This window comes from Methylobacterium sp. Leaf123 (assembly GCF_001423405.1).
Lineage (GTDB): Bacteria > Pseudomonadota > Alphaproteobacteria > Rhizobiales > Beijerinckiaceae > Methylobacterium.
The window spans coordinates 423,454-441,715 of sequence record NZ_LMNS01000038.1 but is presented as its reverse complement, the minus strand read 5'-3'; the positions used below and the strand labels follow the sequence as shown (position 1 = coordinate 441,715).

18 protein-coding genes are annotated in these 18,262 nt (G+C 68.9%); 10 read left to right on the top strand and 8 right to left on the bottom strand.

Annotated elements, in window-relative coordinates; genetic code table 11:
• Positions 1-667 precede the first annotated feature (667 nt).
• The 4 genes from ASF53_RS21630 to ASF53_RS21615 all read left to right on the top strand — a co-directional run bounded on the left by ASF53_RS21630 (position 668) and on the right by ASF53_RS21615 (position 6,322).
• On the top strand, positions 668-1,207 hold the full coding sequence (locus tag ASF53_RS21630; RefSeq protein WP_200943299.1) for a TadE/TadG family type IV pilus assembly protein: 540 nt from the start codon (positions 668-670) through the stop codon (positions 1,205-1,207).
• Between the two features lie 104 nt (positions 1,208-1,311).
• Entirely contained in the window at positions 1,312-1,833 is a 522-nt protein-coding gene (locus tag ASF53_RS21625; RefSeq protein ID WP_286134636.1) for a TadE/TadG family type IV pilus assembly protein, read from the top strand.
• A 197-nt stretch (positions 1,834-2,030) separates the two neighbouring features.
• Positions 2,031-3,452, top strand: a complete 1,422-nt coding sequence (locus ASF53_RS21620; RefSeq protein WP_082482909.1) for a TadE/TadG family type IV pilus assembly protein — start codon at positions 2,031-2,033, stop codon at positions 3,450-3,452.
• A 128-nt stretch (positions 3,453-3,580) separates the two neighbouring features.
• Complete coding sequence (locus ASF53_RS21615) at positions 3,581-6,322, top strand: ATP-binding protein (protein ID WP_056203586.1); 2,742 nt, start codon at positions 3,581-3,583, stop codon at positions 6,320-6,322.
• A 133-nt stretch (positions 6,323-6,455) separates the two neighbouring features.
• Here ASF53_RS21615 and ASF53_RS21610 read toward each other — a convergent pair whose 3' ends face one another.
• Positions 6,456-7,511: an HD-GYP domain-containing protein gene (locus ASF53_RS21610; protein ID WP_056203583.1), complete on the bottom strand. Its 1,056-nt coding sequence runs from the start codon at positions 7,509-7,511 to the stop codon at positions 6,456-6,458.
• A 218-nt stretch (positions 7,512-7,729) separates the two neighbouring features.
• Positions 7,730-8,590: a universal stress protein gene (locus ASF53_RS21605; protein WP_056203581.1), complete on the bottom strand. Its 861-nt coding sequence runs from the start codon at positions 8,588-8,590 to the stop codon at positions 7,730-7,732.
• A 345-nt stretch (positions 8,591-8,935) separates the two neighbouring features.
• On the opposite strand from ASF53_RS21605, the gene ASF53_RS21600 reads away from it, so the two are divergent.
• The 3 genes from ASF53_RS21600 to ASF53_RS21590 all read left to right on the top strand — a co-directional run bounded on the left by ASF53_RS21600 (position 8,936) and on the right by ASF53_RS21590 (position 12,281).
• Positions 8,936-10,483 carry a sensor histidine kinase gene (locus ASF53_RS21600; RefSeq protein ID WP_056203578.1) on the top strand — a complete coding sequence of 516 codons (1,548 nt, stop codon included), beginning with the start codon at positions 8,936-8,938 and terminating at the stop codon, positions 10,481-10,483.
• 3 nt (positions 10,484-10,486) lie between these two features.
• Positions 10,487-11,095 (top strand): response regulator FixJ, encoded by a 609-nt coding sequence (gene fixJ, locus ASF53_RS21595; protein ID WP_056203575.1) that lies wholly within the window; start codon positions 10,487-10,489, stop codon positions 11,093-11,095.
• A gap of 496 nt (positions 11,096-11,591) precedes the next feature.
• Positions 11,592-12,281, top strand: coding sequence for a helix-turn-helix domain-containing protein (locus ASF53_RS21590; protein WP_056203571.1), 690 nt, complete (start codon positions 11,592-11,594; stop codon positions 12,279-12,281).
• Between the two features lie 55 nt (positions 12,282-12,336).
• Here the strand turns inward: ASF53_RS21590 and ASF53_RS21585 are convergent, their stop codons facing one another.
• On the bottom strand, positions 12,337-13,197 hold the full coding sequence (locus ASF53_RS21585) for a universal stress protein (protein ID WP_056203567.1): 861 nt from the start codon (positions 13,195-13,197) through the stop codon (positions 12,337-12,339).
• A gap of 263 nt (positions 13,198-13,460) precedes the next feature.
• On the opposite strand from ASF53_RS21585, the gene ASF53_RS21580 reads away from it, so the two are divergent.
• Both ASF53_RS21580 and ASF53_RS21575 read left to right on the top strand, forming a co-directional pair.
• Complete coding sequence (locus ASF53_RS21580; RefSeq protein WP_056203564.1) at positions 13,461-13,664, top strand: hypothetical protein; 204 nt, start codon at positions 13,461-13,463, stop codon at positions 13,662-13,664.
• A gap of 32 nt (positions 13,665-13,696) precedes the next feature.
• The gene (locus tag ASF53_RS21575; protein ID WP_056203562.1) at positions 13,697-14,023 is read left to right on the top strand and encodes a BON domain-containing protein; all 327 of its coding nucleotides are present in this window, start codon (positions 13,697-13,699) and stop codon (positions 14,021-14,023) included.
• Between the two features lie 26 nt (positions 14,024-14,049).
• Here the strand turns inward: ASF53_RS21575 and ASF53_RS21570 are convergent, their stop codons facing one another.
• The 5 genes from ASF53_RS21570 to ASF53_RS21550 all read right to left on the bottom strand — a co-directional run bounded on the left by ASF53_RS21570 (position 14,050) and on the right by ASF53_RS21550 (position 17,861).
• Complete coding sequence (locus ASF53_RS21570; RefSeq protein ID WP_056203559.1) at positions 14,050-14,499, bottom strand: host attachment protein; 450 nt, start codon at positions 14,497-14,499, stop codon at positions 14,050-14,052.
• 40 nt (positions 14,500-14,539) lie between these two features.
• A complete protein-coding gene (locus tag ASF53_RS21565; protein WP_056203556.1) occupies positions 14,540-15,352 on the bottom strand; it encodes a universal stress protein in 813 nt (270 codons plus the stop codon).
• Positions 15,353-15,428: 76 nt separating this feature from the next.
• Positions 15,429-16,238, bottom strand: a complete 810-nt coding sequence (locus ASF53_RS21560; protein ID WP_286134610.1) for a Crp/Fnr family transcriptional regulator — start codon at positions 16,236-16,238, stop codon at positions 15,429-15,431.
• 20 nt (positions 16,239-16,258) lie between these two features.
• Positions 16,259-16,735, bottom strand: coding sequence for an Hsp20/alpha crystallin family protein (locus ASF53_RS21555; protein WP_056203550.1), 477 nt, complete (start codon positions 16,733-16,735; stop codon positions 16,259-16,261).
• Between the two features lie 193 nt (positions 16,736-16,928).
• The gene (locus ASF53_RS21550; protein ID WP_162242247.1) at positions 16,929-17,861 is read right to left on the bottom strand and encodes a helix-turn-helix domain-containing protein; all 933 of its coding nucleotides are present in this window, start codon (positions 17,859-17,861) and stop codon (positions 16,929-16,931) included.
• Between the two features lie 110 nt (positions 17,862-17,971).
• Here ASF53_RS21550 and ASF53_RS26020 point away from each other — a divergent pair, with 110 nt between their 5' ends.
• On the top strand, positions 17,972-18,202 hold the full coding sequence (locus tag ASF53_RS26020; RefSeq protein WP_156635745.1) for a hypothetical protein: 231 nt from the start codon (positions 17,972-17,974) through the stop codon (positions 18,200-18,202).
• Positions 18,203-18,262 lie beyond the last annotated feature (60 nt).

Sequence of the window (18,262 nt, the reverse complement as noted above, 5' to 3'; positions counted from 1 at the left end):
GGGAATCGATTTATCTGGGCCGCTGGGCGCGACCGTCCTGATGTCCTGTGCCTGCTTGCCCTTGCGTCAACCTTGACGGGCTAAGCCGATATGCGGACGGCGACCAACTTGGCCTGTGGACAGGAGTTCGCAAGTATTCGTTCGAGGTGCGGCTGCGTAATCGAGGTGCGGGGGCGGCTGAAAATAACCGTTTTCGATCAACGGGCCCTTTCTCCCGCACCTATGCCGAGTGGCGTTGATATTGCTATTTTATTTTCCTTCTGCCGGGCCCACCAATCCATCCTGTCGATGACTGAGAGCCGGATTTGGCAGCATACACGGCAGCCCTGGATCGATCGGGCATGGTCGCGACCAACGCTGAGCGCGATTGGTTCGCTGTAGGCCTCTTCTGATCCCCACCTCTGAAGTCAGTCGCCGTTCGACGCTCTGGAGCGATAGAGAGTCCGGAACAGGCCAGGTGGTTGTGTTGACGGGTTTGCGCAATCCTCCTGCCCGCATTCACGGAGCGTAAACGCGTCCTGTCATATCGTTGTCAGACGAGCGTAACCTCTGCCCAGATGTTTCACGACGGTGTCGGGGCTGTACAGGGGCGGCATCAACGAAGACGACGTTATTGAAACCCTCCGGACCTGTTCCGCAACATCGAACCCATCAAGCGCCGGGCACAGTGAGGTCGCGGTTCATCGACGATGTGGGTGGTGTCGCTGCGGTCGAGCTCTCGCTCGTGATCCTGCCGCTCTTCATCCTGGTGATGGTGATCGCGGAAGCCTCGATCTTCGTGTTCGCCCAGCAGCAGTTCGATCTCTCGGTTCAGCGGGCGGCACGCCTCCTCCGCACGGGGACGTTCCAGGACGAGGCGAACGGCGCCGACCCGGCGCTGTACCTGCGGGGTGTGCTCTGCGGCTCGGGCCTCCGGCTCTACCAATGCGATGAGATGCGGGTCGATCTCGTGCGCACCGCCGCCTTCGCCATCAAGCAGATCGCGCCGGCCTACGATGTCAGCCGCGGCGATTGGGCAGCTGGGTTCGGCACACAGTTCACCTGTCCGTCGGGCGGCGGCATCCATGTCCTGCGGGCTGCCGTGCCGATCCTGCGGCCCTTCAGCTTTCTCGATTTCACCGGCCAGCGCATGCCCGGCGGCAAGCAGCTCCTCACGGCGACGGCGGTCTTCCGTACGGAGGATTATGCGGACAAGCCGTGTGCATGAGCCCTTGCAGATACCCCTGGACCGGACGGCGCGCCGCGGCGACCCCACGGAGGCTTGAGCGGGGCCCGTCCGGTTTCGGTCGGGCCGAAGGCGGCGCGAGTGCCATCGAATTCGCCTTCATCGCGCCGATCCTCGTGCTCCTGTTCATTGCCGCGATCGAGATTCCACGGGCGATCGCGACCAACAACCGTCTGGCCCAGGCCACGATCGCGATGGCCGATCTGGCCTCCAAGAACGATTACGCTGACATCAACGACGTGTTCGCGGCTGCGCAGGTCGTGGCTGCGCCCTACAGCTTGGCCGGAACCGGCATCGTGCTGACCGCGGGTGGCGTCTACAAGGTGGGCAACGACTTCGTGGCCAGGGTCTGCTCCAGCGTCCAGCTGGGGGACAAGGCGCGCGTCGTCGGGTCCGATCTCGGGCCGCCGCCGGCGGGGACGGCCTCGAAAGGCGACCGCTTCGTCATGGCCGAAACGCGGTTGCCCTACCGACCGCTGTTTTCCTTCTTTCCGGTTCTCAACACCTTGACCTTCACGGGCAAGGCCGTCTGGCCAGTGCGCGACGGGATCGCCACCAATGGACAGGCTGAGGTCGTCTTGCCGGGGGGAAAGCCATGTGCGCCCTGATCCGGACCGCATTATCCGATCGCGTTGTTCGGCCGACTGGTAATCCCGCCTTCCGTGACGCGGAAGGCGAGGCTTCTCGTCGTGAATGGTGCGTAAACCGTACGAGCATTGCCCCGTGCTTGCGCAATAGATCCTATTAACGCGGGAGAATTATCCCTTCGGAGAGGGACGCAGCCAGAAACGGGGCAACAGTCACGATGGTGGCGCGGGACGTAAACGGAGGGTCGAAGCGCACGATCCGCTGGAGACAGCCCTTCGCGCGCCTGTGCCGGGAGAGCGACGGCTCGGTCGCCGTGATCTTCGGGCTGGCGGCCTCCACCCTGATCGGCCTGGTCGGAGGAGCGATCGATTACGCGCGGTTCGCCTCCGCGCGCACCAATCTGCAAAGCGCGGTCGATGCCGGCGTGCTGGCCGGCGGCAACGCCCTCAAGCTGGTCGTCTCGAGCAGCGAGTCCATCGTCGGCCTGACGACGCAGACGATCCAGGCCGAGGCGAAAGCCGTCCCCGACGCCCCGCTCTCCATCCAAGTCACCGTCGCCGCCGACAAGACGAGCGTCGAGGCGCGCGCCCAACAGGTGATCAAGCTCACCTTCGGGGGCCTCGTCGGCATCGCCCCGATCCCGATCTCGGCGCGCGCCCGGGCGAGCGTCGTGGGGCGGATGCGTCTGTGCATGCTGGCGCTCGATCCCGCGGCGGCGGGTGCGTTCAACCTGGAGCGCAACGCGCAGGTCACGGCCTATGATTGCGCCCTCTACTCGAACTCCGTCAGCCGCTCGGGGATGGTCGGTCGCGACGGCGCGCTCGCCCGGGCGCAGACGATCTGCTCCGCGGGGGGCTTCCGGGACGACCGGGCGAACTTCACGCCCAACCCGCAGACGAGCTGTCCCGTCATCGAGGATCCGCTCCGCAACCGGCCGGCCCCACCGGTCGGAAGTTGCGTGAACCTGCCCGAGATCCTCCGCCTTGCCGATATTCTGACCGGCAAGAGCAAAGGCAAAAACGTCATCGCGGAGCCGATCACCCTCGATCCCGGCACCTATTGCGGCGGCCTGCACATCACGAAGAATGCCGTCGTCACGCTGCGGCCTGGCATCTACGTCATGAAGGACGGCCCGCTCATCGTCGACAAGAAGGCGACGATGACGGGCAAGGATGTCGGCTTCTACTTCATCGGCAACAACAGCGGCCTCCTCTTCGACAAGAAGACGACCGTCGATCTGTCGGCGCCGACGACGGGTGCGATGGCGGGCCTCCTGATGGCGGAAGATCCCTCCGTCACCCTGCCGATCGATCCGGTGCTGGCCGTCGATACGCTTCTCGGCGACATCATCACGCCGACGCCCCCGCCGCTCGGCGCGAGCCGGCCGATGCGGACCTACCGCATCATCAGCGACAACACCCGCACCATGCTCGGGACCATCTACCTGCCCGCCGGCCGCCTCGTGATCGACTCACAGCGGCCCGTGGCGGATCTCTCCGCCTATACCGTCGTCGTGGCCCAGCAGATCAATCTCTACGAGGGCCCGAACCTCTATCTCAACGCGGATTACAACCGTTCGAGCGTCCCGCTCCCCAAGGGGGTCGGCCCGATCTCGGGGCGGCTCGTCATCAGCCAATAGAGCATCGTCCCGAAAGGCGGCCCCCGGCTTTCGGAAGAAGACGATGCAAAACAAGACGCTAGCCATCGCGATCCGTGCCGGAGCACCGATCCGCCCCGTCGCGAGACCTTTGCCGCGAGACAGAACCCGTGCGTGCGCCCCTCTCGAACCCGATCCGCTCGCTGTCCGGCCGGCTGGCCCTGGCAGTGGCCAGCGCGGTCGCCATTGCCCTGCTTCTCCTGACCGGTCTGTCGACCTGGCGCGAGGTCGAGCGCTACGCCGCGGCCAAGCGGGATCTGCTCCGGATGACGGCGCAGATCCTGGCCGCGAGCGCCGCGCAGGCGACCGCCCAGGGCGACGAGGCGGCGGCGCAGAGCACCCTGCGGGCGATCGCCCATGGGGAGGCCCTGGTCTACGCGTCGGTCGAGCGGGGCGACGGGGACATCCTCGCCGAGCAGGGCATCGGATTGCGCCTCTCGAACGACATCGATCTCGATCAGGGCCCCGTCTCGCCGCTCGATCTCATGACGACGCGGACCTTGCGCGTCTCGGTTCCGATCGTGGAGAACGCCCGCCCCATCGGCCGCGTCGTCCTGGTCTCGGATAACCGCGATCTGGCCGAGCGCGTCGCCGAAGTCGGCCTCACGGCGGGGTTGGCCGGGCTGCTCGCCCTGGCGCTCGGGCTTGCCGTCTCGATGGGCCTGCAGCGCAGCGTCACCCGGCCGCTCGCGGCGCTCGCCCGGACCATGGACGGGGTGCGCCTCGGCCATGACTATTCCCGGCGGGCGGAGGCCGGCAGCGGCGAAGTCGGCGCGCTGGCCGAGAGCTTCAACGACCTCTTGCGCGCCGTGAACGAGCGCGACCGGGCGATCGCGCGCTACAGTGCGGGCCTGGAAGAGGAGATCCGGCTGCGGACCCACGACCTGATCGAGGCCAAGCAATCCGCCGACGAGGCCAACGCGGCCAAGTCCGTGTTCCTCGCCACCATGAGCCACGAAATCCGCACGCCGATGAACGGCATGCTGGTGATGGCCGAACTCCTGGCCTCGGCCGACCTGCCGCCGCGCCAGCAGCGCTACGCCAAGGTCATCGCCCGCTCCGGCCAGTCCCTGCTCGCCATCATCAACGACATCCTCGATTTCGCGAAGGTGGAGGCCGGCCGCCTGGAGGTGGAGCGGATCCCGCTGAGCCCGCGCGACGTTGCCGACACCGTCGTGACCCTGTTCGCCGAACGCGCCCGTTCGGCGGGGCTCGATCTGGCGGCACAGATCGACGGCGACGTGCCGCGCGCTCTCCTCGGCGATCCGGTGCGCCTCGGGCAGGTGCTCGGCAACTTCGTCTCGAACGCGCTCAAGTTCACCGCCACCGGCCATGTCCTGGTGCGGATGGAAATGGAGCAGGAGGCGTCCGGTCCGGTCCTGCGCATCGCCGTGTCCGACACCGGCATCGGCATCCCGCAAGACCGTCTGGCGGGGATCTTCACCGCCTTCACCCAAGCCGACCAGTCGATCGCGCGCCGGTTCGGCGGCACTGGGCTCGGGCTGTCGATCGCCGAGCGTCTCATCGTCGCCATGGGCGGCCGCGTCGGCGTCGAGAGCCGCCTCGGCGAGGGCTCGACGTTCTGGGCGCGCATCCCGGTCGAGGGCGCGGAGGGTGCCGAGCTCGTGCTCCGCCGCGCGCCCGCTTTGCCCGCCGCTGTCCGCTTCGGTGCGCTCGGCGGTGCGACGCGCGCCGCGCTGACGGCCGATCTTCAGGCCGCGGGCTTCCATCCGGCCGAGTCCGGGGCGGGGCACTGGATCGTCGAGGCGGCGGAGCTTCTGGCGAGCGGTCGCCGCCCGGAGGGCGCCGGGCGGGTCATCGCCCTCGTGCCGATCGGCGACACCTCCGGGCCCGAACTCATGCGGGCGGGCCTCGCCGATGCCGTGTTGCGCCGTCCCCTCGCCCAGGCCGAGTGGCGCCCGCTGCTGGCCGCCCTCGCCGACGGCACGGCCCTCGCCGTCGAGGCGCCGGCAGACGACGAGAAGGCTGCGGCCGCCCTGCCCTCCTTTGTCGGCGTGCGGGTGCTCATTGCCGACGACAGCGCCGTCAATCGCGAGGTTGCGGCCGAAGCGCTCGGCCGCTTCGGCGTCCACGACATCGTTTCGGTCGAGGATGGCCGGGCCGCGGTGGAGGCGGTCGCCGCGAACCGCTTCGATCTCGTCCTGATGGATGGCAGCATGCCGGTGCTGGACGGGTTCAGCGCGGCCGTCGCCATCCGCGCCCGCGAAGCACTGGACGGGGCGGAGCGCGTGCCGATCGTGGCCCTCACCGCCCATGTCGTCGGCGACGGCGCCGAATCCTGGCAGGCGGCGGGGATGGACGGCATGCTCGCCAAGCCGTTCACCCTGGCGCAGCTCGGCGGCCTGCTGGCGCAGCATCTGCGGGCCGCGCCTCTCAGCGATCCGGCGGAGATCATCACCTCTGAGGCGCCGGCGCCGAGGATTTCGGACGATGGGCTGCTCGACGAACCGACGATCGCCAATCTGGAAGAACTCGGCGACCGCGACTTCCTCGCGCGCATCCTCCAGCTCTACATCGCTCAGGCGCCTCAGGCGCTTCTGGAACTCGAAGCCGCCCTCGCCGGCGGCGATGCCCCGGCCGTGTCCCGCGCCGCCCACGGCCTCAAATCGATGAGCGCCAATATCGGCGCGGCGCAGGTGAAGGATCGCGCGGGCGCCATCGAGCGCATGGCGCGCGACGGCGACCTGACCCGCCTCGCCGACGCGGCGTCCGGCCTGGACGGCCTGCTCAACCGCACCGTCGGCGCGCTCCATCTCCGTCTCGATGTGCCGACCGGGAGCGCCGAGGGCGAGAGGGCTGACGCGATCGGTGGGCAGCGCGCGGTCGGCTGAGAGGCGGATGAGCCTGTGCAGATGAGAGCACCGCCCGGATGGTCACCGGCTCTCGGAAAAAACGAGGCTCGCGGCGCTGGGCCGAGCAGGCTCGCTGAGACGGCCCTCCGCTTCGATCGCGCGAAAAACCGGATCAGGCAGCGGCGGATGCGGTGTCGCGGCCGAGATCGAGGAAGGACTGCACTTCGGCCCAGCGGCTCAGGAACGCCGCGACGATGGTCGGGTCGAAGTGGGAGCCGGCGTTCTCCTGAAGAAAAGCCTGCGCCCGCTCCGGTGACCAAGCCTGCTTGTAGGGACGTTTGGTCGTCAGCGCGTCGAAGACGTCGGCCACCGCGACGATGCGGCCGGACAGGGGGATGGCCTCGCCCTTCAGGCGATACGGGTAGCCGGTCCCGTCCCAGCGCTCGTGGTGGCTTCCTGCGATCTCGGCGGCGAGCCGCATGACCGGCGAGTCGCTGCCGCCCAGGATGCGCCGTCCCCGGTCGGCATGCTGCTCCATCTCCCGGCGCTCCTCGGGGGTGAGCGCGCCCGGCTTGAGCAGGATCGCGTCCGGCACGGCGATCTTGCCGACATCGTGCATGGTCGCGGCCAGACAGAGCTGCCGGGCGTCGGAGGGGGACATCCGCATCGCCTCGGCGATCAGCCCGACATAGGCGGAGACCCGTGCGATGTGATCGCCGGTGTCGGAATCCCGGTGCTCGGCGGCGCGCATGAGGGTCGAGACGATCTCGCGCTCGCGCTCCTCGACCAGGGCCACCGCCGCCGCGACCTCGCGGGCGAGCTGCGCGGCATGGTCGCGCTGTGCCCGGTGGGCCTCGGAGAGGGCGAGCAGGTTCGTGACGCGGGCGCGGATCTCGACCGCGTCGGCGGGCTTGGTGAGGAAGTCGGTCGCCCCCGCCTCCAGCGCCTCGCGGCGCAGGCTGCGCTGGTCGTGGCTCGTCACCATGACTGTGGGGACGTTGGTGAGGCCGGGAATGCGCCGCACCGCCCGGATGAACGCGACGCCGTTCATGCCCGGCATCTCGTAATCGGTGATGACGACGCCGATCTCGGAGGCCCGCATCTCGGCGAAGGCGAGCGCCTCGGCCGGCACGGTGAAGGCCTGCGGCGTGCATCCGGCGAGCGGCCGCAAGGAAGCGACCATCACCAGGTTGTTCATCTCGGCATCGTCGAGGACGAGAGCGAGCATCGAGCGTTGTCCCAGGCCTGTCGGCCCCCCTTGCCCAGCCGGGTGCTCCGACGGCAACCCTTATGGTGGACGCGCCCACTAACGCCCCCGTCCGTTGCCGAAAGGTGAAACCGGCCCCGGTTCTCCGCCGATGCGGTCACCGCAACCTGCATGAGCGTTAGCAAATGCTTGGTGTGGTGCGCGAACCCGGTGCCGGGCATGGCCCGCTCGAAGGGGCTTCAGCGGGACAGGAACAGCGGAACGGGGCAGCTTCGCAGCAGCGCGCGCGTCACGCCGCCGAAGAAGAGCTGGCGCGCGCGGGAATGGCGGTAGGCGCCCATCACGATCATCTCAGCCCGGAACAGGCCCGCTTGGCTCCGCAGGGTGTCGCCGATGGAGCCGGAGACGGGCAGGTCGTTGACGGTGACGTTCACCCCGTGCCGCGCGAGGTGGGGCGCGAACTCGGCTCCGGGCACCGAATCGCGGAGCTCCGCCGCGTCGCCGATCGAGACGATCTCGACCGCCTCGGCCGCGCGCAGGAACGGCATCGCGTCGTTGGCGGCCCGCGCCGCCTGGGCGCTTCCGTCCCAGGCGACGATGATCCGGCGGCCGGAAAAGCCCGCATGCCCCGGCGGCACCGCGATGACCGGGCGTCCGCTCTTGAACAGGGTCGTCTCGATCGCCTCGCGGTCGAGGTCGCAGGTCCAGACCTCGGCATCCAGAATCGCCAGATCGTGCAGCCGCGCCTGGGCCGCCAGCCGGTGGATGATGGCCGGATAGTGCAGGCTCGGCGTCTCCGTCGTGCATACGACGCCCGCCCGCGCCGCATCGCCCGCGGTACGGTCGGCGATGGCGCGGGCCAGCGCATCGAGGCGCCGATCGATATCCGCGACGCTCCCGTCGTCGAAAGCGCTGATCCAGCGATGGTCGCCCGAGAGGCGCCAGGAGGCCGACTGAAGCGTCAGGTGGGCGCCTGCGGCCTTCGCCAGCGACAGGCCGTAGCCGATGGCCGGCGAATCCCTGTCGCTCTCGTTCTCGACGGCAATCCCGATGAGGATGTCGCGGAGGCTGGTAAGCGCGGCTGCGGCAGGTTGGGACATGGCGGGACTCCGGTCTGAACCGCTCCATCGTTGGAGCGGCGGGCGCCCGCCGGCCTTGATTCAGCGCAAAAGCCTTCACTCCCCCGGATCAAACGGGGGATACCGCCACCGGCGGTGATGCCGTTCCGGCGGCGGAAGGTTGTGTGAAGTCGTCTCGGCATTGAGGAACCAGCGAATTCGTTTCTCGTTGTGACTATTCATACAGGCACAAATTGCGGTATGCCCAAGAAATAGATCGATATCTTCTGGTGAGAGTTGAGTGATTGGAATACGATTTATCAAATGACATAATTTATGCTGAATTTATGCAAAAATTGTCACCACATCCGAAGAAGAGACTCCGGAATGGAATCGATGACGCTTTCCATGGCCGTAGCCGAAGCAATTCCGGGGGGCGGCGAAGCGCTCATGGCCGAGGACTTCCGGCAGACCCTCCACGAGGTCGGCGTCTGCATCTGGTCGCTGGACATTCCCACCGGCCGCGTCAGCGCTTCGCAGGCCTGCAGCAGCCTCTTCGGCATCCCCTCCGAACGGTTGACCAGCTTTGCCGCGACCCAGGATCTGGTGCACCCGGACGACCGCCAAGCCCGCGCGGACGCCATCGAGAGCGTGCTGCGGGACGGCGGCAGCTACGAGATCGATTACCGCGTCGTGCCGCCGAATGGGCCGGGCGGCTGGCTGCGCTCGCGGGGGCAGGTGCATCTCGACGCCGAGGGCCGGCCCCGTCGGCACCGCGGGGTCGTCTTCAGCATCGAAGAGCAGAAGCAGGTGGAGGCGGAGCTGCGCGCCCGCGAAGCCCATCTCCGCTCGATCCTCGACACGATGCCGGAGGCGATGGTGGTCATCGACGAGGCGGGGCTGATCCACTCGTTCAACCCGGCGGCCGAACGCCTCTTCGGCTACGCGGCCGACGCGGCGATCGGGCAGGATGTCCGCATCCTGATGCCGGAGCCGATGCAGGACGGGCACGCCGCCGACCTCGATCGCTATCGGCAGACGCGCCAGCGCCACGTCATCGGCACCACGCGGTGTGTGACGGGCCGGCGGCAGGACGGCTCGACCTTTCCGATGGAGCTTGCCATCGGCGAGATGCATTCGGGCGAGCGCACCTTCTTCACCGGCTTCATCAACGACCTCACCGCGCAGCGGCGGACCGAGGCGCGGCTTCAGGAACTCCAGTCCGAGCTGGGGCATGTCTCGCGCTTGAGCGCCATGGGCGAGATGGCGACGACGCTGGCCCACGAGCTGAATCAGCCGCTCGGCGCCATCACCAACTACACCAATGGCTGCCGCCGCCTCCTCGCCCATCCCGACCCCGAGACCATCGCCCGGGCCCAGGAGGTTCTCGACAAGGCGGCCGCGCAGGCGCTCCGGGCCCGGCAGATCATCGCCCGCCTGCGGGAGTTCGTCGCCCGCGGCGAGACGGAGAAGCGGGTCGAGCCGGTCGCGACGATGATCGAGGAGGCCGGTGCTCTGACCCTGGCGGCGGCCGGCGAGCAGGGCATCACGGCCCGCGTCGTGCCGGATCCGCAGGTCGGATCGGTGCTGGTCGACCGGGTTCAGGTCCAGCAGGTTCTGGTCAACCTGATGCGTAACGCCTGCGAGGCGATGCAGCGCAGCAGCCGGCGCGAGCTGACTGTCGCCACGCGGCGGGTTTCGCCGGATTTGGCCGAGGTCGCGGTGTCGGATACCGGCCCCGGGATCGCCGAGGAGGTGGCCGACCGGCTGTTCCAGCCCTTCGTCACCACCAAGGATGCCGGGATGGGCGTCGGGCTCTCGATCTGCCGCACCATCATCGAGGCCCATGGCGGCCGCCTCTGGGTCGAGCCCAACGCCGCGGGCGGGGCGACCTTCCGGCTGACGTTGCCGACCGCACCCGAGAGAGGGCGTTAGCCCGTGGCCCCGGCCCTGGTGCATGTCGTGGACGACGACCCCGCCATGCGCGACTCGGTCGCCTTCCTCCTCGACACCGCCGGCTTCGACGTGCGGCTCTACGAGGCGGGAACGGCCCTGCTGGCGCGGCTCACGCGGCCGGTCCGGGGCTGCATCCTGACCGATATCCGCATGCCCGACCTCGACGGGTTGGCCCTGTTCCGCTCCCTCCGCTCGGCCGGTCACACGCTTCCCGTCGTGATGATGACGGGGCACGGCGACGTGCCGCTGGCGGTGGAGGCGATGAAGCTCGGGGCCTGCGACTTCATCGAGAAGCCGTTCGATGGCGAGGCGCTCCTTCGCGCGCTGCAGGCCGCCCTGGATCAGAGCGGGCAGAACGCGGCGGCCGACCCGATCCTGCAGGACTTCATGCGGCGGTTGACGACCCTGAGCGAGCGCGAGCGCCAAGTGCTCGATCATCTGGTGACCGGGGGCACCAGCAAGGAGATCGGGCGAAGGCTCCGGATCAGCCCGCGGACCGTCGAGATCTACCGGGCCAAGGTCATGGCCAAGACGCGGGCGGGCAACCTGCAGGAACTGGTGCGCTGGGCCGTGCTCGCCGGCTTCGCGTGAGGCCGGCTCGCGCTCGATCACGAGATGGCGTCCCCGCCGTCCTGATCACCTTGAGCCAGCCATTCGCATGCGGGCTCCCGCCGCCCTGCATCCAGGGGCGCGAGGGACAGCCCGCCGCGGGACTTCGCGGGCGCGGCGGCTTGCGCGGATCGGCCCAGGGCGCAACGTGAGGGGACACGGCGTGCGCCTTCCCTGCTCCGGCTGATTGCAGAGCCTGACAGCCTGCGTGCCCGACGGCGTTGATCTTGCGCAATCGATCTTCGATGATACAGGGAATCGCTGCACGGCCCTCGCCTACGGGACGTTTGCCGACGGCAGACGGGATCGCCCCGGCTTCAGGTCCGACCCGTTTCTGCAACTGCTCGCGAAGCGACGAGAGGGATCGCATCCCTACGTAGTTTTCCTTAAGCGGGACTACTTAAGAGAGTATCCGGAATTTCGCCGGTGCCGTCGCGCGACCACTCTCGCCTCATCCAAACGGATGAGGAGCGAACCGATGGGCACGAAGCCGACGCCGAGATCCGTTCCTGTCGCTCCGGGTGCGCGCGCGCCGCGCCGGAGCATCCACGAATGCGGCCTCTTCGCTGATTGCCCCGATCTTGTCGGCACCCCGTTCTCGTATGCCCGTGAGGAGGAGGTCTACGGCGAGGGCGAGGACGCCGAGTTCGTCTACCGCGTCGTCGAGGGGGCGGTGCGCTCCCACAAGATCCTCAGCGACGGCCGGCGCCAGATCACCGGTTTCCACTTGGCCGGCAACCTGTTCGGGTTCGAGCAGGGCGACACCCATTGGCACACGGCGGAGGCGCTCTCGGACACGCGGGTGCTGATTTTCCACCGCCGACAGATCGAGCGGGCCGCCACCCGCAGCGCCGAGGTCGCCTGCCAGCTCTGGGGCATGGCGACGACCAGCCTGCGCGACGCCCAGGATCTCATGCTCCTGCTCGGCCGCCGTTCCGCCCAGGAGCGCGTCGCCGCCTTTCTCATCGAGGTCGATGGGCGCTTCGGCGGCACCGGGACGCTCGCCCTGCCGATGACCCGGCGCGATATCGCCGACTATCTCGGCCTCACCATCGAGACCGTCTCGCGCACCTTCTCGCAGCTCGAGGAGAACGGGGCGCTGCGGCGCTCCGGCAGCCGGCAGATCACGCTTCACCGCGCCCGCCTCCGCCACGTGGTCGAGGATTGAGACGGTTGTCCCGCGCCGAGGACGCATCGCCACGCCTCGAACGCCGGTTCGGCGATCAATGGGCGAGGAACAGCGGCACCGGAGAGCGTGTCAGGAGTGCGTGCGTGACGCCGCCGAGGAACCATTCCTTCAGGCGTGAATGCCGGTAGGCGCCGATCACCAGCATCTCCGCGCCGAGACGACCGACCTGCCGTCTCAGCGTCTCTGCGGCGTCGCCGTCGACCGGGACGTTCGTCACCGAGACGTTCACACCGTGGCGGGCGAGGTGCGGGGCGAATTCGGCGCCCGCGACCGAGGTCGAGAGATCCTTCTCGCCGACCACCGAGACGATCTCCACCGCCTCGGCCGCGCGCAGGAACGGCAGCGCGTCGTTGGCGGCCCGCGCGGCCTGGGCGCTGCCATCCCAGGCGATGACAATCCGCCGTGCCGAGAACGTGTCGCAGCCCGGCGGCACCACGAGGAGCGGCCGCCCGCTTCCGAACAGGACCCCGTCGATCACGTCGCGATCGAGATCGACCTCCCGTGCTTCGGCGTCCAGAACGGTAAGGTCCGCGAGCCGGGCCCGGGCGGTCAGCCGGCCGACGAGTTCGGGATAGGCGAGTGCGGGCGCCTCGATCGAGCAGCTCACACCTTCGAGCGTGGCCTCCGTCGCGGCGCGTTCGGCGATGGCGCGTGCGCGGGCGCTCAGACGCCGGTTCTCCTGCGCGACGAGGTCGTTGACGAATCCCCAGCCCGATCCGCCGACCATGGTCAGGCGGCGGGCCGCCGACTGGACGGTGAGATGGGCGCCGGCCATCCCCGCAAGCGATAGGCCGATGCCGAGTGCGCTCGCGGTCTCGTCCCCCCGGCCCTCCTCGGTCAGGCCGACGAGGATGTCGCGGAGGCCCGTGAGGGCGACGGGCGGCGGTTTGGGCATGGTCTGCTCCGGTGGCGAACACCGCCGGGAGAGTGACGCAGCGACCCGCATCCGCTTTGATCCAGCGCAACAATGCCGGGGTGATCCCGTCGGAGGAGATCCGGTTTCGGCGCTCCGGGCGACGGGCACGCCTTGCAGGCCTCGCCCAGCTCTCCCGCGAGGCGATGATGACGGGTCCGGCTGCGGTGGCCTTGAGGTGAATCAAGGCGTCGTGCCACCGGCGCGGCAGGATGGCGACCGTCGGACGAAGACGGGAGCGAGCGATGAGTGTGGTGCTTCGATCCATCGAAATCGAGACGGTCGCCTACATCCGGGCGCCGGCCGGGCCGGTGCCGCGCGCCGAGACGGCGACCGCGGGCGTCGTCCGGAACATCGCCCGCTACCGGACCATCGGCAGCCTGCAGGCGCTGAGTTTGGCCGCCACTGCCTCGGTGGTGACGATCGCGCTGTTCTTGTGGGCCGTCTGAACGCCGGAAAGCTTGAAGCGAGGAGGCGGGAGATGGACGACATCACCGTGCGCCGGCACGTGCTTGCGGCGCTGGGACTCGCACCCATGATCGATGCGGCGCAGATCGGCGTCACCGTCGAGAGCGGGGTCGTGACGCTCCGCGGGCATGTGCGGAACTGCGCCGAGAAGGGGATCGCCGAGCGGATCGTGCTGCGGGTTCGCGGCGTCCGCGCCGTGGTCGAGCAGATCGAGGTGCATTACCCGGCCACGTCCCGCAGCGGCGACGCGACACCGCCCGACCGCCGCACCCAATGCGAGCCTGCGCCGTGGTCGGTTCCCGGCCTGTCCGCCGTCGCGGATCAGCCGACATTCGCCTGATCGGACCTGAAGGGGGGACGGCTGCGTCACGCATCGGTGAGGCGGCGTCCGATCTCCTCGATCGAGAGCTTGGTCAGATCCTTGTCGATCTCGGCGATGACGACGCGCTTGAGGCGCTCGGACAAAGCCTGCCGCAACGCGGCGAGCGTGCGCGGCGGGGCGACGACGATCAGGGCGGGGATCGCGTCGGCGATGCGGTCCAGCGCGGCCGCGACCTCTTCCGCGAAGCGGTCCTCGGCCATCGCGTGCCAATCCGTCTGTTCGATGGCGCTGCGGCGCTCCCCCTGCCGGACGCGGGGCGGCCGGTCCGTGCCCTGCGCGCGCGTCGGCGGGTTGGGGGGCGCCTCGAAGAGATGCTGCACGTGAAGGGCGAGGTGCAGCGCGTGGCCCTCGTTGCGCAGCACCAGAGCCCGGCGGCCATCGCCGACGAGGATGTATCCCCCATGGGGGATCTTGAGATTGGGTGTCTCGGTCATCGGGCGGCTCCGGGTGGGCGGCTCTGGCCGGATGCGACGTTCAGTGGCTCATCAGGCAGCAGACGGGCGCGCCGGCCAGAAGGTCGCGGGTAACGCCGCCAAAAACCCATTCGCGCAGGCGGCCATGGCCGTAGGCGCCCGTGACGATCAGGTCCGCGGCCTGCTCGGCGGCCGCGTCGACCAGGGCCAGGGCGGTCGCGCTGCCGCCGGTCTCCGTGCGGATCGCGGTGGCCTCGATGTTATGCGCCTGCAGGAACCCGACGACGTCAGCCGTGTCGTCCGCGCCCTCCCCGTCGTCGATCGCGACCACGACGACGCGGGAGGCCCGCGTCAGGAACGGCAGCGCGTCCCTGACCGCGCGGCGGGCTTCGCGGGTGTTCTTCCACCCGACCGCGACCCGCCGGACGTCGAGATGGTCGAGGTCCGGCGGCACCACCAGGACCGGGCGGCCGAGATGCATGACGAGATCGCCCGGATCGACCGAGCACAGCAGCGGGCCGGATGCCGGCTTGCGGCCGACCACGACGAGATCGGCCGCCGCGGCCTGCCCGATCAGGAACGGCAGCGGGAAATCGAGATTCGAGCGCCACTCGACGCGGCTGCGGGTGCCTGCCGCCTCCTCGAAGACGGCATGGGCCCGCTTGAGATCGTTCAGGATGAGTTCGCTGTTGGCGGCCAGCGCGTAGGCGCTTGCCGGCACCGGGCCGATGGGTGGGACGGCGTAGGAGGCTTCTTCCGCCGCCACGCCGATCAGCCGGGCGCGGAAGTCGTCGGCGAGATGGCCGGCGAGGCGCACGCGGTCGCGCGCCTCCGCCCCGAGATCGACGGCTACCATGATGCTGGCATAGGTCATGAGAGAGTTCCTGCCGGACGAGGGTGACGGGCGGGAGCGCGGCATCGTGCCGAGAGCGAGTTCGCAGCAAGCGCGGTCAGGTTCGCGATTCGTGTCCGAGATCCCTGTTCGATCCGGCCCAGGGAGCCGGGTCGTGTCGTATTCCGGCGCTGGACTCCGGCTTGGCCCGCGCGGTGTGATCGGGGAGGTGCAGGTAGCCGGGGTCGAACCCTGCGAAGGCGATGAGCGGAGCGGGTTGGGGAACGGCCGCGGCACCCCGGTTCAGGGTGATCAGCCGCGCGGCCTGGAGCGCATGCAGCACCCGGCTGACATGCACCGTGGAGAGCGCGGCGATGTCGGCGACGACCCCCTGCCGGACGCCGCTCGCGAAGCACTCCTCGATGTCCCCGCCGGCGGCCTGCGACCGTGCCCGCACCTCGCAGACGAGGTGGGCGATCCGCCGCTCCGCCTCCCAGCCGGCATTGATCAGCCATTGCTGCGCGATGCCGAGTTCGACGAGCGTCAGCCACCACAGCGCCCGCTCGATGCCGGGATGGCTCCGGATCAGGCTGTCGATCGTGCCGGACGGGATGTCGGCGACGGTGCAGGGGGAGAGCGCTTCGATGGCGCCCGGCAACTGGTCCGCCGCGCCGCATTCCGCGGTGCAGAGGTCGCCGGGAAAGTACAGGGCGAGGATCCGGCGCGTGCCGTCGGGCAGCATCGCGGTGCGGCAGGCGACGCCCTGCAGGATCAGGTGCGCGCCGCCCGATTTCCGTCCGTCGCGGATGCCGGTTCGGGCCGGCACCAGCCGTTCCTGCGGCGCGAGGGTGAGGAGGGCCCGACGCGCCGCCCCGTCGAGCAGGGCGGCCTCGTCCAGCCGCCGGACGAGCCACGCCAGTGGGGTCATCGACTGCATCCGAGCCGTCCTCAAGGCGACTTGATGTCGATGCGCTTGGCTTCCGTCGGCGTGAGGGCCGCCTTGGGCAGCGTCACCGTCAGGATGCCCTTGTCCATGCTCGCCTGGATGTCCTCGGCCTTGATGCCGGCGGGCAGTTCCAGGGCGCGCACGAAGGCGCCGTAGGCGCGCTCCGTGACCTTGCGGGCGCCTTCGGTCTCCTCCCGCTCCTGCCGCTTCTCGCCGCTGATGACCAGGGTGTCGTCGGCGAGTTCGATCCGGACGTCGTCGCGCGCGAGGCCGGGCAGCTCCGCGGTGATTTCGACCCGACCGTCCTTCTCGACGACATCCATGCGCGGGGCCGCGCCGCCCTGGAAGAACGGAAGGCCGAAGCGCAGATCGCCGAACATCTGCTCCGCCACGCGCTGCAGGGGCCGCGCCGCGGCGCCCGCATCGGTCGAGGGCGCGTGGCTGTGGCTGCCGAGGGTGAGGAGCGATTTGAGATTCATGGATCATCTCCCGTCATGCGGCTGGTCGGCCGTTCGGGAGAGAGTGCCGTCCGGGCGCAGGCTCGGCGTTGAGATGGATCAAGCGGGCGGCGGCCCTGTTGGGGTCCTGCTCATCGCTAACGTCGAGAGGACCGCCCCGAGGGCGAGTCGCCCGCCGTGGCAGCGGTGACGTCGAGCCGTCACCGGCGGGATCTCACGCCGCGAGTTCCTTGAGCCACGATTGGAAAACCGGCTGCGTGTCGATCGTGCGGCCCCAGACGCTGGAGCCGATCTCGGTCTGTCGCGGCAGGAAGCCGAACCGGCGCTTGAAGGCCCGGCTGAAGGTCTTCTCGTCGGCGAAGCCGGTGGCATAGGCGACCGTGGAGACCCGCGGGCGCCCCGCCGGGCCGGGCTGCGTCAGCATCTTCATCGCCCGCAGCAGGCGCCGTTCGCGGATGAAGCGCTGCACGCCGCCCTCCGAGACGAATTGCCGGTAGAGGGTGGCGCGGGAGAGGCCGAATTGGTTCGCGAGCGTCTCGGCACCGAGGCCGGGCGAGGCCAGTTCCTTCTCGATGTATTGCCGGATCGAGATGCTGAGCTGCACTTCGCTCGCCGGTCGGTCCGTAACCTGCCCGCGCAGGCAGGCGCTGCCGAGCATCGCTACGGCTTGGCTCACATGCGGAAGCTGGTGGACGTCGAGAACATCGACGCAGTCCACGAGTTCGCGCACGCAGGTGAAGAACAGACGGCTGATGCGATCCGTCGCGTAATCGAAGGCCCGGCCGTGCAACGTCTCGATATGCGGCACCTTCCCGGCGACGAGGGCGCGCGGGAGGAGGAGCGTGGTCGCGTGGACCGGCTCGGCGACCACGGTCACCGGCTGGGCGAGGTCGAACAGGACGCAGGTGTTCCGGGTGACATCGGTTTCGCCCCACGCCACTTCGACGCGGGCGGTTCCGGAATGGTGGAACTGAAGCAACAGATGGTCGAGACCCTGCTGCGCCACCATGCGCGGCGTCCGCTCCAGGATCTGAGCCGGCGCCCGAACCTCACCGACGAGCAGATCGCCGAGATGGTAGTTGTCCATCGCGATCGGACCGGACAGCAGGAGTCCGCTCGGCAGGGTGGCCTGGAAGATCGGGGACATCGCCGCGATCCAGGCTTCGCGTAAAGCGACAGGATCCGTCGGCGGATCGAAGCAGCTTCGAAGTATCGTCGACATGTCCGACCGGTCTCTAAGAAAGGAAGCCGCGGCTCGTGGCAGCCCTCAAGTTGGCTGCCGGCTACATCTTCGGTGTCATCATCGGAATGAGCTTCGATACGGGTATCGAAGGTGGGCATATTTCGCGAGTGCCGAGATTAATCCCGGTATTGCAAAATAAGCTGCATCAATCGTCGGTGCTTGCTTTTTTCCAGGTCATTCCGGCCGCCTTCATCCAATTGTTCTGGAAGTACCGCCTGTCCCGAAAACGGACAATCGGGCCGTGATGTCAAATTTCGCGACGATCTCGGAAGCTCCGGTTTTCGGCTCGGGAAGACACGGGCCGC

Excerpts from the sequence above, each read along its gene's own strand:
- ASF53_RS21610 (WP_056203583.1), bottom strand. The coding sequence starts at position 7,511 with ATGCTCGCTCTCGTCCTCGACGATGCCGAGATGAACAACCTGGTGATG.
- ASF53_RS21600 (WP_056203578.1), top strand. The coding sequence starts at position 8,936 with ATGGAATCGATGACGCTTTCCATGGCCGTAGCCGAAGCAATTCCGGGG.
- ASF53_RS21565 (WP_056203556.1), bottom strand. The coding sequence starts at position 15,352 with ATGACCTATGCCAGCATCATGGTAGCCGTCGATCTCGGGGCGGAGGCG.
- ASF53_RS21550 (WP_162242247.1), bottom strand. The coding sequence starts at position 17,861 with ATGTCCCCGATCTTCCAGGCCACCCTGCCGAGCGGACTCCTGCTGTCC.
- ASF53_RS21580 (WP_056203564.1), top strand. The coding sequence starts at position 13,461 with ATGAGTGTGGTGCTTCGATCCATCGAAATCGAGACGGTCGCCTACATC.
- ASF53_RS21570 (WP_056203559.1), bottom strand. The coding sequence starts at position 14,499 with ATGACCGAGACACCCAATCTCAAGATCCCCCATGGGGGATACATCCTC.
- ASF53_RS21590 (WP_056203571.1), top strand. The coding sequence starts at position 11,592 with ATGGGCACGAAGCCGACGCCGAGATCCGTTCCTGTCGCTCCGGGTGCG.
- ASF53_RS21555 (WP_056203550.1), bottom strand. The coding sequence starts at position 16,735 with ATGAATCTCAAATCGCTCCTCACCCTCGGCAGCCACAGCCACGCGCCC.
- ASF53_RS21575 (WP_056203562.1), top strand. The coding sequence starts at position 13,697 with ATGGACGACATCACCGTGCGCCGGCACGTGCTTGCGGCGCTGGGACTC.
- ASF53_RS21560 (WP_286134610.1), bottom strand. The coding sequence starts at position 16,238 with ATGACCCCACTGGCGTGGCTCGTCCGGCGGCTGGACGAGGCCGCCCTG.
- ASF53_RS21585 (WP_056203567.1), bottom strand. The coding sequence starts at position 13,197 with ATGCCCAAACCGCCGCCCGTCGCCCTCACGGGCCTCCGCGACATCCTC.
- ASF53_RS21620 (WP_082482909.1), top strand. The coding sequence starts at position 2,031 with ATGGTGGCGCGGGACGTAAACGGAGGGTCGAAGCGCACGATCCGCTGG.
- ASF53_RS21605 (WP_056203581.1), bottom strand. The coding sequence starts at position 8,590 with ATGTCCCAACCTGCCGCAGCCGCGCTTACCAGCCTCCGCGACATCCTC.